The sequence below is a fragment of the Candidatus Nitrosopumilus sp. bin_68KS genome (assembly GCF_054095825.1).
In genome coordinates this window covers 36,448-52,244 of sequence record NZ_JBSWSP010000030.1, presented here as the reverse complement: position 1 = coordinate 52,244, position 15,797 = coordinate 36,448, and the positions used below count along the sequence as shown (strand labels likewise).

Genomic DNA, 15,797 nt, shown 5'->3' with positions numbered 1-15,797 from the left:
TTATCACCACCAGTTAGTACAACAATAACTGTACAGTAAGAAAACTAGTTCACATTATCCTTTTTTTCTTTTTTTTGAATCCTCTTTAACGTAAGTTGTAGACAATTTTTCCAGAAGTAATATCTAGGAGAGAATTAACAATTAATTAAAATGAAATTTCAAATTATCTTTTCTGTTTTGATTGTTTTATTGATAATTAATATTCCAAACTCATTTTCAGAAGAACTGGAACTATTCACAAATAGTAAGGTGTATGCACCTTCACATACTCTACAAGTTTATGGGAAAGGTTTACCTGAAGAAAATTTAATCATACGAATCTTTGCTCCAGATGAATCTATTGCAAAATTTGATCAACTAACGACAAATTTGGATGGCTCTTTCAATTATGGTTTGTTAACATGGCCGCAACCATCAACAAATTTTCCATATGGGACATATACTGTAGAAGTAATTAGTACACAACAAAATGGCATTTCTCAAAAAATTGATGTAAAGTTTTCATCGACAACCGAACTACTTGATGTGCCTGTTGAAAGAATTATAAACACTCTAGTCTTTGCACCTGAAACTGCAGCAATAAATCACCCAATCCGGGTCTTTGTACAAACAACCAGTGATGGCCTTTTAATTGGAAATGAACCTTCAAAATTATTAGGAACTACACATGTGCATTTACCTTCAGGGATCTCAACCCCACTATCAAATTCATTTAAAACACTTCATCAAGGATTATACTTTGTTGATTATGTTCCAAGAGAAGAAGGAACTCATGTGTTTCATGTAGTTGCTTTTAGTCAAGGAACAACGTCCCATGGCTCTGCAGCTACCAATGTATTAAGACAAGATCTTGGTGGAATTTCAGAACAAATTATTACACTAAATTCTATTTTAGATGAGACATCAGAGGAGCTAAATGTGCTCAAATCAGAAATTGCAGGATTTGATACCACATTAGATCGTGCAAGTGTTCAGATTGATGAAAATATTGGAACAATTTCAACTTCTGTTGAATTTATTACTGAAGCCTCATCTCAGCTTAATGCATTAATGTTGCCAATAATAGCATCAATTGGATTAATTGTTGCATTACAAGTAGCTATTCTTACTAGACGAAGATAGTTATAATAATCCAAGAAAAATAAATTAACTGATGCCCAAAGCGGCTATTTTCTTTTCAATAATTCTTTTCTCTTCTGTATTAACAAATTCTTATGCGATAACTCAGGGAGATTTAATTTTAGATAATGCTGAAACTAAAATTGTTTTTGACTCTGAAATATTAAATATCGATTATGATTTTTTTACTGAAAATGATTTTAAACGATATCTAATTTTTGGAACAAATACACAAGATATTGATTTTTTAAAAAATAATTCATTGTATGGAATTCAGTCTGACGCTGGATTTTTTTATGTCTCTGTTCTTTCTGAGAAATCAGCTTCTAATCTTATTTCTCAAGGTTTCTATGTGATTGAGGATTCTAAATTAGATTTTCATTTATCTGATGATGTCATTTTGGATTCTTCTAGAATTGGTGAGATAACAGGTTCAAGTGCTGTTAAAAAAAAATATGATGCATCAGGAAATGGTACGATTATTGCAATTGTAGATACTGGAGTTGATTTTTCAAATCCTGACATTCAACATTCTGTTGCAAGAGATAACCTTAATCATCCTATAATGATTGATCCAGATGGACAAGGAATAATTTTAACAAATGCAACTTTTTTTGCGTATGTTGATAAAAATAACATCATTAGAAATTACAGCAAACCAATTCCAACAGACATGACTTCATCAGTATATGTTACTAAAGATGGGGTTTTCCTAGATTTATCTCAAGGTGGGAAAGGCACAAAAATCCCAATTTACAATTCATTTTTTCCTCAAATAGGTTCATCGCCAATTTTTGAAGGTATTTTAGATAAAGACATGAAAATTGGAAAAGATAATAGAAACTATATCAAATCAAAAAGTGGAGTATATCATCTAGGAGTAATTTATCAAGGTGGATTGCAGGGACCATTAGCTAGAATACAAGTTGTTCCAGTTCTTATGGTTGATTCATTTATTCCTGGAGTTTATGATACAATGATTCCTGATCTTAGTACTTCATGGAATGATTATACTAGATTTGATCTAAAACCTGGTCAGAAACCAAATTATGATTTTGATTTCACTGATGAAAAACCAATAGTGTTGGGAAGTGGTAAAGAATTTTTAGTTTATGATTCAAACAATGATGGAAAAAATGATTACAGTGCAGGAACATTTGGAGCAAAAGTTCTTGATGTTTATGGTGTAATTCGAAATAATGTAACTGACATAGATGATTCATTACAAGCAATTAATGGAACATTATTGCCCTCATTAGATCCTGATGGAAACTTTTTTGGTATGATGACTGACTTTATGGGCCATGGAACATCTAGTGCTGCATCAATTACTTCACGAGGTCAGCAAATCTATGACATTTACAACAATACAGAAAAACATTCTATTATTGGAGTGGCACCTGATGCAAAGATTGTACCCGTGAAAGCATTATGGTTTGGTGATACCGTTTATGGTTGGTTGTGGTCTGCAGGGTTTGAAAATGAAGATCATTCTTGGAAATTTTCAGGTAAACCTAAAGTAGATATAATTTCAAACAGTTGGGGTGTATCTAATTTTCCTTCTATTAATGCATCACCGGGTATGGATGTGTTGTCATTAATTCTGAGTATACTTGTTACTCCACAATCATTAGATGATGATTATCCCGGTATCACAATAATTTCTAGTGCTGGCAATTCTGGACATGGGTATGGCACAATTGGATTACCTAACGCATCACCATTTGGAATTTCAGTTGGTGCAACAACAAACAATGTATTTGTTGGCTATGGTCCATTCAAAGATCAACCGAGATTTGGAAATACCATAACTCACCAAAATCATATTGTTGATTTTTCAAGTAGAGGCCCTAGCTCTATAGGAGACCCAAAGCCCGACATTATGAGTATTGGTGCTCATGGTTTTACACCATCAAACGTAATTAAAATTAAAAAAGATTCCAAAGATGAATCTTTTTCATTATTTGGAGGAACTAGTATGGCAGCGCCAATAGTATCTGGAAGTGCTGCGATCTTGATGGAAGAAATGAGAAAACAATCTCAGGATTATGATCCATTTATTATTAAAAATATTCTGATGTCTACTGCTACTGATCTTCAAAATGATGCCTTCACTCAGGGTTCGGGATTGGTAAATGTTGAATCTGCTCTGGATTATGTTCATGGAAATGATGGCATTTTCATAGTGTATAATGATAAATCATATGATAATATCAAAAAAATTCTTGAACCTGGAATTGATAATATTAATTCATCTGCAATTGGATTTGAACAATTTCAACTTCCCTCAAATTCTTTTCCTATGACTAGTTGGTTTGGAGGTCAATTGAATCCTGGTGATAGAACAACTACTACTTTTACAATCAAAAATCCCACTAATGAAACACTTTCTATTAATGTAAAATCTGAAACTTTGTCATTAATCACAAAAAAACAATTTGATGGGAAAACCATTGTACGACAACAAGATTCTATTTTGAATAAGACTGACACATTCATTCCAAATTATGTTAAACTATCTGATGTAACAAATCATGAAATGGTTAGTGATTTTTTTGATGAGCAAAACCCTATCCCTGATGATTCATCCCTGATGATTGTGAATGTTAATTTTCCTTTTTCAGATTTTATGAACAGTACATCTAAAGTATATGCCGATGATCTCAAAATTTCTTCGTTATATCTTTATGATTGGATTGATAGTAACAATGATACAAAAATTACTAGTGATGAATTATCTATGGTGAACAGAGCTGGTTCTTGGGGAACCGTTCAAGAATTAAGAGTTTCAGAACCCAACAAAAAATTTGAAGGCGTTCCATTAGTTGGAGTTTATCCAGTCCCTACCAGATATTCATATTGGTTAGGTGATACAAAACAAAACTCTACCTCTATGGATTATACAATCTCTACAAGTTATTATAAAAAAGATAATTGGTCTATGTTATGGCCAGAATCTAAAACAATATCTGTTCCTGCAAAATATACTGCTACAATTAATGTAACCTTGATTACTCCAAATGATTTGCAAACAGGTGTTTATCAGGGATTTTTAACATTTGAAAGTAATAGACATACTGTAAATGCACCAGTATCTTTTGTGATTAAACAACCAGTAATTGAAAATGAGACAACAATATTGATTAAAGGAAAACAAACTGATAACATACTTTATGGAAATGGATACACCAAAGGTGCATTTGATATGGTTAATCGTTACATGGCAGGTGACTGGCGACAATATTATTTTGATATTCAAAATGAATCAATTAATTCTGGTGCAATTGAATTATCTTGGATTGATGATGATACTAATCTTGCAGTATTTGTAATGGATCCATCAGGAAAAATAATACAAACAAATGTTCCTTCTGGCGTATTTGGTCATTTTCTTAAATGGCCTTCACTTGATTGGTTGGGTAATTCTCTTTTCAGTCAAGGCGGTGGCTTTTTCCCTGTAAAAAATAAAGACAATACTTCTACAGTAATCTATGTTCCAATTAATCAAACAGGTACTTACACACTTTTGACTCATTCAACATTGTTTGGTGGAAATTCAACAACTGAGCCAATTACTCTATCAGCTAAATTTACAAATATTTCTCCAGAAATGTTAACAAACAATCAACAAATCAATGCTGAATCTTTGGTAACTGATTTGAAAGATGAAAATAATGCCTTATCTCAGAAAATCTCTGAAACTAAACCGCCCCTTCAAACTAAATCTGACATATCATTAGAATCTGATTCATCTTTTAGTATAGGTATTGCAATTGGTGTTGTTGTTGGAATTGCGATCGGAATCATGTTTATTTTTATCATTAGACAAAAACCTCCCAAATAATTGAACAAGGTTTATAAGCAATTTGGCGAGTACGTCAGCTTGAATGTCAGAGCTTGGGACAAAAAAGTCTGGCGGATTATCCCGAAGAGACTTTCTAAAGTTAATGGGTGCCGCAGGGACAGGATTAGCATTTGCTCCATTTGTCCCATTTGGTAATTTTATGCCAAATCCTAATCAGGCAACTCTTGAAAAAGTTCCAGTAATTTTACCTGATGGCACTCAAGCAAATATCAATACTTATCCGATTAATCACGCCGAAGTAATTACATATCCATCTACTGGTGATGCTGCACTTGATGCAGAAGCTTTTCGTAAGTGGCAATTCATTAGACTTCCTGAAGAATTAGGTGGAGACAAAAAAGATTCCACTTCAATTAGAGCTTATAGTATGATTTGTTTGCATCTCTGGTGTCTATGGAAATATTGGCCTGATGAGGGAAGAAAGAGAGGCGAATGTCCTTGTCATGGAAGTATGTATGATCCTGTAACTGGAACAGCTTTTGTTGGTCCTGCATCAGTGCAAGCTGCACCATCAAATACATTAGCTCAACTGACTCTTGAAATTGATTCAGATGGATTTGTATATATTTTACCACCAAAGTTTAATGCAAATGATAATGGAGTAATTGGATATGGCCGTTTCGCTTGAGAGAAGAACAGGAGCTGTTGGCTTCCTTTACTGGCTTTGGGATGGCGTAGATAGAACTATCTTTACTGCAATTAAATTTTCATTTCCTGCAAGATTTGTAAGTCCGTTTGGATTTCTGGGAATGCTAACATTTACTGTGTTTATTATTCTGGGAGTTTCAGGAGCGCTTCTCATGTTTTACTATCAACCGATTTTGGATAGAGCATGGGATAGTGTTCAATTCATTAACGATGAAGTTCCATTTGGTTTTCACATTAGAAACATACACTATCATGGTTCCAATGCAATGGTACTCTTGGCTGTTCTTCACATGTATTATCAATATTTTAGTGGAAGATACAAAATCAGAAACGAAGTATTGTGGATGACAGGAGTAATACTTGGTGTCGTTACAATTCTTGAAGCATTTACTGGGTATGATGTTATATTTAGTGAAAGAGCAGAACTAGCAATTAGTATTGCAGCATCGCTTACAACATCAATTCCTGTTGCAGGGCCGACAATTCGTGATGCGGCATTGGGTAGTGGCTTTTCAGACTTTGTATTAAGATTCTATGCACAGCATGTATTCTTGTTACCTATTGTAATGCTAGGACTAATGGCAGTTCACTTCCCAAGGTTCTTGGTATTTGATGTACCAATGGTAATGGCAATCGGCGGTGCAATTCTAATCACTGGTGGTGTATTCCCAATTGATATGGGTTTCAAGTTTGAACCCACTGTACCGCCTGGTGTAACTGTACCTGAATGGTATCTTACAGGGATCTATGCATTTATGAGGACTCAATATGACAAGTTTGTCACAGGATTATTGTGGCCGTTGTTGTTTATCATATCGCTTGTGTTAATACCATTCATAGATAGATACAAGAAATTCTCATGGAGAGACAGACCACTTGTTACTGCCTTTGGAATTACCAGCCTTGCTCAAATCATGGTTACCACATACTGGGGATTCTATATCTCACCTGATGTATCAATTCCCTTAGTAGAGCGTTTGGTAATTGATCCAATATTCTTCTATTCTACCATGATTTTGATGGTACCACTAGGATTTGGATTTACTTACATGATGATAAAACTTGCAAATGAAGCTGAAAGAAAATCAAAACTTGCAAAAAATACTGGCCCAAAGAAGGTTGCAACTATCAATCTTTCAGAAAAATGGATTAACTGGTTACTAGTTGCACTTTTGGCATTCCAAGTATTCCTCAATATTGCAGCTTATAATGCAGCATTGATTGGTATGAAGAATATTTCGCTATTCTTTGTTGGAATTATTCTGTTAGTATTTGCAGCATTCTTCCATATCTACAGATATGCACTAAGTCAAGAAAAGAACGCACCGCCACCAGCACCTACTCCAGTTCAAGACGAAAAACCAAAACTTGCAGAACCTGAAGTATCTGTTGAACAAAGCAAACTTCCTGAAAGTGATTCATTACCTGAAGGTAAACCTGAACCCAAAGAATTAGCACCAGAGGTTCCAACACCCAAGACTCAAGCAGATTTAGGAGTCGGTGCAAATAACAATCCGAATCTTGGTTCTGGAGACATTCCAAAACCATGATCACAATAATTCTAAAGAAACTTTATAAGAACTTGAGAGGCGTAAAAAAATTATGAGTTCTCCTACATCAAGCCATGCATATGGAATTGGATTGATTGCACTCCTCATTGGCATGACAGGAACTTTTGTCTTTTACACTTCATTTTATCTTCCCGAATCTCTAGCTAAACCATCAGTAGATGAACATATTTTAGAACCTGAAAAAGAATTACTTATTAAAATTGTACCTGGTGCAGTAATTGAAGGAAATCAAAATTATGTTCCCAATCAAGCAGATGTATTGTTGGGAATAAACAATAAAGTAATTTGGGAAAATAATGACGATACTGCACATACAGTAACCCCTGATCACAGACAATCTGATGGATATAGTGGAGACTTTGGTTCTATCGGTGTGATTAAGCCTGGTGAAACCTATGAATTTCTATTTACAGAACCACAAGAAGTTCCATATCACTGTCAACCACATCCATGGATGACAGGTAAAATCAAAGTAGAAGTAAGTAGATTCTAGATAGAATATTTCGCAAATATTATCTGACTTTCAATCTCTTTATGTTGCTCGATAATTGATGCTCTAAATTTTATTTCATGTTCTTGTTTTGGTTCAAATTTTATTAGTGCTGTAAACTCTGCTTTATTCTCTGGCATTACATCTTTGTTGATAAATAATCTTGAAACATTTTGTGATATGTTTTTTCCATTGTATGATTTGTAAACTATGTGTTCATTTGAATCCAAAATCTGCGTATTAATTACAACTCCGTCATATCTTCCAGGATATGAAACCAAAATTGTACCTTTAATTTCTGAATCAGGATGAATGTCAGTTGAGTCAAGTTTGAATTCTATATCTTTCACACAACATCACATGGGAATTAGAATAAATAATTTTGTTAAATGGGCCCAAAGGGCTTCGATCCCTTGACCATTGGATTAGAAGTCCAACACTCTATCCATGCTGAGCTATAGGCCCAAAAACCTAGAAATTAATTGCCATTTTAAGGGTTTACAGCCACTTTTTTTGATAATTTTCTCTTTCCATTTTAAAGAGAAATTGTTGTGAATAACCTGCATATGGTCCAAAATGATTAACAATTTTTTCATGCAAATACTCATACTGTTTTTCTGTAATTGTTTTAGTGTTAATCTGAAATTCATTTGAATAATATTTTTCTAAAATTCTAATCATCCATCTATCTAATGGAAATGCTTCTAATTTTTCTAATGAAAACAACATTACACAATCTGCAACTTTATTTCCCACTCCAGGAATTATACGAATAATTTCTTTGGTTTCTTGATAATTGCAATTTTTCAAGTATTCAAAATCAATCTTTTTGGATAGAATCATCTTTGATGCTTCTTTGATGAATTTAGCTCTATATCCTACCCCACAACTAACAATTCCATCTATTGATGCTCTAGCGAGTTTCTCTGCTTTTGGGAATAAAAAAAATTCTTGATTTTTATATTCTATTTTATTTCCAAACTTTTTTGATAATTTTTCTAAACTGATTTTGATTTTTTGTATGTTAGAGTTTGAAGAGATAATAAATGAAATCAAACATTGGAAAGGGTCTTGCCTGAGAATTCTTAACCCTGAATATTGTTTTACAGCTTTTTTTACTGTTTTATCTTTTGAAATAGACTTTATAATGCACTCTAAATTGTCATTTTTTCTGAAAAAATCTATTTTTGAATTTTGAAAAGAATTAATCTGTCCATTTTTATCAATTCGAAGAATATCTTCACCATTTACTCCATACCAAAAATTACCATTTTTTTTCCAAAGAAATACTTGACCACTATTTATTGAATTTTCAACATTTATTGCACATTTTTTTTGCATTTTAGACAGTTATTTCATCATTAACTGAAGGTGAATATGCCTCTAATCCGAATTTCTCATGAATCTCTTGTGCAAACATTTCGCATGATTCAGAATCTCCATGTACAGTCCAAACTTTGGGATTTCCCTTGATTTTTTTGATCATATCAAATAATTCTTTTTTATCTGCATGTCCTGAAAACTCAAACTGTTTTACTTCTGCTTTTACGTTAAGATCTTTTCCTCTAGTAGAAACCTTTCCAGTATCTAGTAATTTTTTCCCTGGGGTTCCTTCTCCTTGATAAGAAACAAGAGCTATTCCATTTTTACTATCAAAAGATAATTGTTGTAAATAATATACTGCATTTCCTCCAACTAACATTCCTGCTGGTGATATTACAACACATGGCTCTTCCATTGCTAGTTTTCTCTCTGAATGTTCTGTAATTGCTGTTGCACTCTTTATTGCCTCTGAAAATATTTTTGGATCTCTCAGATATTCTGGATGTCTAAACATTATCTCATTTACCTTTAATGCCATTCCATCCATTATGATTTTATGTTTAAAATTTGCACTTCTTAAAACACATGCAATCTCTTGAGAACGTTCAACTGAAAATGATGGGATAAAACATATTCCTTTTCTATCCATTACTTCATTTGCAAATTCAATTAATTCATCTTCTGATTCTTTTCTAGGTTTTTGTTCATTTTTTGCATATGTGCTCTCAGTAATCAATAAATCAATTTCCCCAATGTCTAAATCCATCTCTCGAAGCATTCTTGAACCGTGAGTCTTGATATCCCCTGTGTAGAATAGTCGTTTTTTCTCTGATTCTACTAAAACTGTACTGCCACCAATAACATGTCCTGACTCTCTTAACTCAAAAGTTGCATTTCCTTTGGTAATTTTTTGTTTGAATCCTATTTCTTTAGCATTTTTCATCATATTCTTTAACTCTGGAAGATCAAATGGGTGTGAATTTTTTTCAATTTTTAACATATCATTAATCAATAATTTTGAAAGGTCAAATGTTGGTGGAGTGGCATAAACATCTGTATTCCCACTAACAAACAATGATGGGACATTTCCTGAATGATCTAAATGTGCATGTGTTATAATAATAGCATCCAAATCCTTTGGTTTTACATGAAGTGGATATTGTGGAGGGGAACCTCTTTTTCCAAACATTACCCCATAATCAAGTAGTAATTTAGTACCATTACAATTGACCAAAAAGCCCGATCTGCCTACTTCGTTTGCAGCTCCCAAAACTTTAACATCCAAGAATTAAAATGAATTTCAATCTACGTTAAAACCTTCTTAGAGATTGCCCGATCATTATGTCTATCATAGAATCTACAAAAGCTTTAATTAGTGTAAGCTAAGATCCGATCCTCATGGGAAGAAGTTTCGCAGATTGGTTAGCACAGCAAGACCAAGCCGTAGTCGCAAAGACACGTGCTGGTGATGAAGCAAACAAACCACTCTTAAACCAACTCAACTGGATTTGGGTAAACAATCTTATGAATCAGAAAGCAGACCTTAATCCTTCTTCAGCAGAACTACTTGACTGGGTAACCTCTGGTCAAATAGATGCAATGAGAAAATAAACGTGCACATCACGTTGTCTTTTTGTTTTTTAAATTTCTTAATATAGATACTGCGCATACATTTTGAATCGATCATTTTCATAACAGGGTTATGAATTTCGATCATGGTTTAAATAGCTACCAAGCAATCTAATCATTGTAATGCCAATAGCAATACTTCCAGACATTGATGAACAAAGATGTATCGGATGTGCACTATGTGTAGAAATCTGTACAACTCTTGGTCCTGATGTCCTTAGAGTAAAACCTGTTGAAGGCTGGAAGAGAGGTAAAGCATTTGTATTTTATCCAGAAAGATGTATTTCTGATGGTGCATGCATCGGTGTATGCCCAACAAAATCAATCTTTTGGATGAGACCAATGAATTACACTGCTGGACAACCAGTACCTCTTCACAAAAACGGTATCTTCATCAAAGGTTGGGCAGAAGACGCAGCACTATAAGCTGAATCTTTTAGCACATTCTTTTTTCTTATTTTTAATTAAGCAAATGATTTTCGCTTGATTTCTTTTGGAATTGTTTTTACAAAATATTTTAGAAAATTATCTTTTTTGTCATAATGAATTTCTGAAAACTTGTTGTTTGCAAAAAATTCATTCCATGTTTTTTCAAAAATTGGGAATTCTTTTGGTTCAAAATCAATTCTAGCAGTTTCATGATGTGCTGCAGGAAATATATCTGAAATCTCAATTGGAATTAATCCCAAAATGGCGTTGTATTGACATACTTGGAATGAATCAAATTCTTTGAATTTTCTTTTTAATCCCAAATATTGATTTGATAAATAACCTGGTTTTGTACTTGATTCTTTTGTAATGATCAGCTTCTTTTTCTTTGATTTGAATTTTCTAACTATTTCATGATATGATTGAACTTCTGGCCGATGTTGATCCTCTTTAGAGAATAAGAAAATGGCTTTTTCTTTAAATTTTGGTGTTCCCAATCCAAGAAATTCAGAGTTTTCAATCATTACCTCAATCATCTCAAATAATTTGGGATGAGCTCTTGCTTTCTTGATTACATATTCCCATAATCTACCCTCATGAATTGCCTGTTTTACTCTATCAACTTCTAGCTTGATTGCATGCAGGTTGTGTATTGCTAATTCATTTGTTCTCTGAACTTCATCGAGATTACGTAGTTCATCTGGTGAATACTTTGAACAGATTTCACAATTGCAAGGAAATACTGTAATATCTGACAAATATCTGGTTCCATCATCAGTAATGTATCTTGATTTTTTAGCATACAGCATGTATGAGGCTGAATCAAACGTATCGCAACCCAATGCTATTGCAAATGGGATTGTTAGAGGATGACCTGCACCAAAAAGATGCAAAGGTATTGAATGAGGCATCTGTTTTTTTGCAGCAACAATCATCTGGGCTAATAATCTATATTCGTATGATTCCATAAACTCAACAGGACTACCTAATGCCAGCATTTGAAAACCAATCTTGACTAAACTCTTTGTAGATTTTGCAACAAGTTCAAAATGTTCCCCTCCTTGAATTGGACCAATCCAAATTTGACCATTTTTTTCACTGCTCTCAAGTGTTTGTTTTGAGACTTCGAGTGTGTGTTTGACATATGCTTCTGCTTTTTTAATTGGCATTCCATATCCAGTTGGCTTATCAAGTGGAATGGCAAAGTCAGTCAAGATCCCCTTTTCAAATTTTGCCATTTCTGGAGGTGTGACTTTAACATCGCCATATTCTAAAACCTGATATCCTCCAGAATCCGTCATTATTGCACCATCAAAATCTATTATCTTGTGTATTCCTTTCTTAATGGCATCATTACCATAATTGTTTCTTGTAATGTATGCATTTGTAATAACTAAATCAAAACCAATTTCACGGATTTTTTTTGATGGAATAGTCTGTTTAACTGGATGAATTACTGGAACATATGCTGGCGTCTCAATTTTACCATGATTTGTGTATAGCGTTCCAATTCTTCCAGCTAAATCCGTTTTTGATATTTCAAACAAGTAATTTTATAGTTTTAAAGGCGTTATTTAATCAATCAGCAAAAAATTTTTTCAAATCATTATTTTTTGTAACTAAATCAAGCCAATCTACATCTTCATTTCCTTTGTTGGTGGAAATTATAGATATGACAATTTCTTCACTTTCTTCAATGGTTTTACCTGTGATGTTCATTTGAACTGTCTTTTCTTCGAATCTATTAATTGCATCATGTGCAATAATTCCCAATATTTCGCTCCCTGTATTATCTTTAATTTTTTTATCAGAATATTTTCGATTTTTGTATACTGTAATCAAATCATATGGGCTCCTTCTTAAAACAATCATTATTTTTACTTGGTTTTTATCTAACACATATGGTGCTAAATGTCCAACAATCAAATTACAATCAGAAATCTTTTGTCCTAGTATTTTTTTTAGCTTATCAGTATCAACATCATTTACATCCTCATTTTCTTCAAATAATCCTGACTCTTTTGCGATTTTATTAATATCGATAATGGGTAATTCTAATCTCTTGGCAATTTTTTCTGCAACTGTATGTTTTCCTACACCTGGATTTCCAGTTATTACTATTGACATGATATAAAATCATCATGAACCAGATTAAACGATTTCTGCAATACTAATAAGTAGAATTGTGTTTTTGACAATATTGCAAATTGGTTTATTAGGTAAAGCAAATGTTGGAAAATCTACATTTTTCTCTGCAGCAACTCAAACTCCTGTAGCATCAGGCAATTTCCCCTTTACAACTATTGAGCCAAATATTGGTGTGGCATATGTTAAATCTGATTGTGCATGCAAACATTTTGGGATTAAACATGAAAATGATTATTGTATAAATGGAACACGTCTTATTCCTGTCAAGCTAATTGATGTTGCAGGATTAGTTCCAGGGGCTCATGAAGGAAAAGGATTGGGAAATCAATTCCTTGATGATGCAAGACAAGCTGAAGTCTTGATTCACGTAGTTGACATTGCAGGTACTACTGACATTCAAGGACAACCAGTTCCAGTTGGAACTCATGATCCTTTAGAAGATGTAGCATTTGTTCAAGATGAATTTGATCAATGGTTTGCAGATATTCTAAAAAGAGAATGGGATAAGATTACTCGCGAAATAGATCAAAAAAGAGCAAAACTTACTGACGGCATTGCAAAACGATTTACTGGTTTAGGAATTAAAGATTTTCAAGTACAAGAAGTATTGCAAAAACTTGGGTTTATGGCTAAAAATCCAAAGGAATGGCAAGATTCTGATATCCAAACCTTTGTCAAAGAGTTGAGAAAAAATACAAAACCGATGATTATTGCCGCAAATAAAGCGGATTTATGTACTGATCTTAGCATCATTGATAAAATATCTGATTGTGTAATTCCATGTAGTGCTGAGACCGAATTATTATTACGAAAAGCATCAAAAGCTGGAATTGTAAATTATTCTTCAGGTGACACAAGTTTTACCATTCCTGATGGAAAAGAAATTCCACCTCCGCAACAAAAAGCACTGGATTTAGTAAAGTCAATTTTTTCTAAAATCCAATCAACTGGAATACAAAAAATTCTAAATACTGCAGTTTTTGATTCATTAAAATTCATTGTAGTATATCCAGTTGAAGATGAAACCAAACTAACTAACAAAGATGGTGTAGTTTTGCCTGATACTAAATTACTTCCTCTGGATTCGACTGCAAAAGATTTAGCAAGTTTAATTCATGCGGATATTGCAAAAGGATTTTTACATGCAATTGATTGTAAAACAAAGCAAAGAATCAGCGGTGATCAAAAACTAAAAAATGGCGATGTCATCAAAATTGTATCAACACTAAGTCGTGGATAATATGTTAGGTTTAGGAATTGAAAGCACTGCTCACACTTTTTCTTGCGCAATAATTGAAAAAAAAGGAAAAAAGGGTAAAATTCTTTCAGATGTTAGAAAAATTTACCGTCCTGCAGATGGGGAGGGAATTCACCCACGTGAGGCATCACGCCATCACATTGAACACAGCTCATCTATATTGTCTGAATGTCTAAAAGAAGCAAATTTATCCATTAAAGATTTAGATATCATTTCGTATGCTGCAGGACCTGGATTGGGTCCATGTTTACGTGTAGGTGCTGTTGTTGCAAGGTCTTTGTCTTCTTTTTATAAAATTCCAATTTATCCTGTAAATCATGCAATAGGACACATTGAATTAGGAAAATTACTTACTGGTGCATCAAACCCACTGGTGCTTTTGGTATCTGGAGGACATACAATGCTTTTGGCATTTTTAAATAAACAATGGAGGGTTTTCGGTGAAACTCTTGATATTACACTTGGACAATTACTTGATCAATTTGGAAGATCAATTGGATTTCCTTCGCCTTGTGGAAAAAATATTGAAGAACTGGCATCTACATCATCAAACTATGTTACTCTACCATATTCTGTAAAAGGAAATGATGTCTCCTTTTCAGGTTTATTATCTGCAACAAAATCTGTTGCAAAAAAAAGTAAAATCGATGCGTGTTATTCGTTACAAGAAACTGCTTTTGCAATGATTAGTGAAGCTGTTGAACGTGCATTGTCATTTACTCAGAAAAGAGAATTAATGATAGTGGGAGGAGTTGCAGCTAACAAAAGATTGTCTGAAATGCTCAAAGATGTTTGTAAACGTCATAATTCCAAGTTTTTTGTAGTCCCATTACGTTATGCGGGAGATTGCGGTAGTCAAATTTGTTGGACTGGTCTTTTAGAATCTCAAGTAAAATCAGGCTCTTCTTTACAAGATACTTTTGTAACTCAATCTTGGAGATTGGATACTGTCAAAGTTAATTATTGATTTTTGTATTCTTCTATCTGTTTTTCAATAGTTTTATTCCAATCTTTTGTATTAAAAACTCCGAACTTGAAAGTTTGTTCACCATCATTTGTTTTTGCACTAAAACATACTTTTTTCATTAGTAATCCTTCTTTCCATACTTTAATGACATCATCTAATTTGATATCTAATATGGTGTCTCCAAAATGTTTTGAAAAATCCATAATTCTTGCATTAGTTTTGTCAAATGCTAATCTCTTATTTGTTAATGTTAGAATTCCAGCTCCTAAATTGTCTTCAGCACAATCCTCTTGTTTTATTTTATTTTCCCCTTTTTCCATGATTAATTTTTATTGAATCCCTCAGGATAT

The 15,797-nt window shown here is 33.3% G+C and carries 15 protein-coding genes and 1 tRNA gene; 9 read left to right on the top strand and 7 right to left on the bottom strand.

Annotated features, from left to right (window positions below; translation table 11 throughout):
• Nucleotides 1–150 precede the first annotated feature (150 nt).
• Genes ACW9W3_RS10650 through ACW9W3_RS10630 form a run of 5 tightly spaced genes read left to right on the top strand, consistent with a single transcriptional unit; the run spans nucleotide 151 to nucleotide 7,696 of the window.
• Nucleotides 151–1,122, top strand: coding sequence for a methyl-accepting chemotaxis protein (locus ACW9W3_RS10650; RefSeq protein WP_457766106.1), 972 nt, complete (start codon nucleotides 151–153; stop codon nucleotides 1,120–1,122).
• A gap of 31 nt (nucleotides 1,123–1,153) precedes the next feature.
• Nucleotides 1,154–4,963, top strand: coding sequence for a S8 family serine peptidase (locus ACW9W3_RS10645; protein ID WP_457766105.1), 3,810 nt, complete (start codon nucleotides 1,154–1,156; stop codon nucleotides 4,961–4,963).
• 43 nt (nucleotides 4,964–5,006) lie between these two features.
• The gene (locus ACW9W3_RS10640) at nucleotides 5,007–5,612 is read left to right on the top strand and encodes a Rieske 2Fe-2S domain-containing protein (protein WP_457766104.1); all 606 of its coding nucleotides are present in this window, start codon (nucleotides 5,007–5,009) and stop codon (nucleotides 5,610–5,612) included.
• Nucleotides 5,596–7,182: a cytochrome b gene (locus ACW9W3_RS10635; protein ID WP_457766103.1), complete on the top strand. Its 1,587-nt coding sequence runs from the start codon at nucleotides 5,596–5,598 to the stop codon at nucleotides 7,180–7,182. The genes ACW9W3_RS10640 and ACW9W3_RS10635 overlap by 17 nt, the downstream gene beginning before the upstream one ends.
• 52 nt (nucleotides 7,183–7,234) lie before the next feature.
• Nucleotides 7,235–7,696, top strand: coding sequence for a cupredoxin domain-containing protein (locus ACW9W3_RS10630; RefSeq protein ID WP_457766102.1), 462 nt, complete (start codon nucleotides 7,235–7,237; stop codon nucleotides 7,694–7,696).
• Here the strand turns inward: ACW9W3_RS10630 and ACW9W3_RS10625 are convergent.
• The 4 genes from ACW9W3_RS10625 to ACW9W3_RS10610 all read right to left on the bottom strand — a co-directional run bounded on the left by ACW9W3_RS10625 (nucleotide 7,693) and on the right by ACW9W3_RS10610 (nucleotide 10,301).
• The gene (locus ACW9W3_RS10625) at nucleotides 7,693–8,043 is read right to left on the bottom strand and encodes a hypothetical protein (RefSeq protein WP_457766101.1); all 351 of its coding nucleotides are present in this window, start codon (nucleotides 8,041–8,043) and stop codon (nucleotides 7,693–7,695) included. The two genes, ACW9W3_RS10630 and ACW9W3_RS10625, sit on opposite strands and share 4 nt — an antisense overlap.
• Before the next feature lie 40 nt (nucleotides 8,044–8,083).
• Nucleotides 8,084–8,158: transfer RNA gene (locus ACW9W3_RS10620), tRNA-Arg, on the bottom strand.
• Between the two features lie 33 nt (nucleotides 8,159–8,191).
• Nucleotides 8,192–9,034 carry a DNA-3-methyladenine glycosylase 2 gene (locus ACW9W3_RS10615; RefSeq protein WP_457766100.1) on the bottom strand — a complete coding sequence of 281 codons (843 nt, stop codon included), beginning with the start codon at nucleotides 9,032–9,034 and terminating at the stop codon, nucleotides 8,192–8,194.
• A 1-nt stretch (nucleotide 9,035) separates the two neighbouring features.
• Nucleotides 9,036–10,301 (bottom strand): MBL fold metallo-hydrolase, encoded by a 1,266-nt coding sequence (locus ACW9W3_RS10610; RefSeq protein ID WP_457766099.1) that lies wholly within the window; start codon nucleotides 10,299–10,301, stop codon nucleotides 9,036–9,038.
• A 113-nt stretch (nucleotides 10,302–10,414) separates the two neighbouring features.
• Between ACW9W3_RS10610 and ACW9W3_RS10605 the strand changes: the two genes are divergently transcribed.
• A complete protein-coding gene (locus tag ACW9W3_RS10605) occupies nucleotides 10,415–10,627 on the top strand; it encodes a hypothetical protein (protein ID WP_457760314.1) in 213 nt (70 codons plus the stop codon).
• Between the two features lie 141 nt (nucleotides 10,628–10,768).
• Nucleotides 10,769–11,071, top strand: coding sequence for an ATP-binding protein (locus ACW9W3_RS10600; protein WP_007403030.1), 303 nt, complete (start codon nucleotides 10,769–10,771; stop codon nucleotides 11,069–11,071).
• A 38-nt stretch (nucleotides 11,072–11,109) separates the two neighbouring features.
• Here ACW9W3_RS10600 and tgtA read toward each other — a convergent pair whose 3' ends face one another.
• On the bottom strand, nucleotides 11,110–12,621 hold the full coding sequence (tgtA, locus tag ACW9W3_RS10595) for a tRNA guanosine(15) transglycosylase TgtA (RefSeq protein ID WP_457766098.1): 1,512 nt from the start codon (nucleotides 12,619–12,621) through the stop codon (nucleotides 11,110–11,112).
• Between the two features lie 31 nt (nucleotides 12,622–12,652).
• Nucleotides 12,653–13,201, bottom strand: a complete 549-nt coding sequence (locus ACW9W3_RS10590; protein ID WP_457766097.1) for an adenylate kinase family protein — start codon at nucleotides 13,199–13,201, stop codon at nucleotides 12,653–12,655.
• 73 nt (nucleotides 13,202–13,274) lie between these two features.
• Here ACW9W3_RS10590 and ACW9W3_RS10585 point away from each other — a divergent pair, with 73 nt between their 5' ends.
• The gene (locus ACW9W3_RS10585) at nucleotides 13,275–14,462 is read left to right on the top strand and encodes a redox-regulated ATPase YchF (RefSeq protein ID WP_457766109.1); all 1,188 of its coding nucleotides are present in this window, start codon (nucleotides 13,275–13,277) and stop codon (nucleotides 14,460–14,462) included.
• 1 nt (nucleotide 14,463) lies between these two features.
• Nucleotides 14,464–15,447 (top strand): KEOPS complex N(6)-L-threonylcarbamoyladenine synthase Kae1, encoded by a 984-nt coding sequence (gene kae1, locus ACW9W3_RS10580; protein WP_457766096.1) that lies wholly within the window; start codon nucleotides 14,464–14,466, stop codon nucleotides 15,445–15,447.
• On the opposite strand, the gene ACW9W3_RS10575 is transcribed toward kae1, so the two are convergent.
• Nucleotides 15,441–15,767 carry a hypothetical protein gene (locus ACW9W3_RS10575; protein WP_457766095.1) on the bottom strand — a complete coding sequence of 109 codons (327 nt, stop codon included), beginning with the start codon at nucleotides 15,765–15,767 and terminating at the stop codon, nucleotides 15,441–15,443. The two genes, kae1 and ACW9W3_RS10575, sit on opposite strands and share 7 nt — an antisense overlap.
• Nucleotides 15,768–15,797: the final 30 nt, after the last annotated feature.

What these genes read in the sequence shown, in the direction of transcription:
- ACW9W3_RS10635 (WP_457766103.1), top strand. Translation starts at nt 5,596, where the DNA reads ATGGCCGTTTCGCTTGAGAGAAGAACAGGAGCTGTTGGCTTCCTTTAC.
- ACW9W3_RS10575 (WP_457766095.1), bottom strand. Translation starts at nt 15,767, where the DNA reads ATGGAAAAAGGGGAAAATAAAATAAAACAAGAGGATTGTGCTGAAGAC.
- kae1 (WP_457766096.1), top strand. Translation starts at nt 14,464, where the DNA reads ATGTTAGGTTTAGGAATTGAAAGCACTGCTCACACTTTTTCTTGCGCA.
- ACW9W3_RS10615 (WP_457766100.1), bottom strand. Translation starts at nt 9,034, where the DNA reads ATGCAAAAAAAATGTGCAATAAATGTTGAAAATTCAATAAATAGTGGT.
- ACW9W3_RS10600 (WP_007403030.1), top strand. Translation starts at nt 10,769, where the DNA reads ATGCCAATAGCAATACTTCCAGACATTGATGAACAAAGATGTATCGGA.
- ACW9W3_RS10640 (WP_457766104.1), top strand. Translation starts at nt 5,007, where the DNA reads ATGTCAGAGCTTGGGACAAAAAAGTCTGGCGGATTATCCCGAAGAGAC.
- ACW9W3_RS10630 (WP_457766102.1), top strand. Translation starts at nt 7,235, where the DNA reads ATGAGTTCTCCTACATCAAGCCATGCATATGGAATTGGATTGATTGCA.
- ACW9W3_RS10645 (WP_457766105.1), top strand. Translation starts at nt 1,154, where the DNA reads ATGCCCAAAGCGGCTATTTTCTTTTCAATAATTCTTTTCTCTTCTGTA.
- ACW9W3_RS10650 (WP_457766106.1), top strand. Translation starts at nt 151, where the DNA reads ATGAAATTTCAAATTATCTTTTCTGTTTTGATTGTTTTATTGATAATT.
- ACW9W3_RS10590 (WP_457766097.1), bottom strand. Translation starts at nt 13,201, where the DNA reads ATGTCAATAGTAATAACTGGAAATCCAGGTGTAGGAAAACATACAGTT.
- ACW9W3_RS10605 (WP_457760314.1), top strand. Translation starts at nt 10,415, where the DNA reads ATGGGAAGAAGTTTCGCAGATTGGTTAGCACAGCAAGACCAAGCCGTA.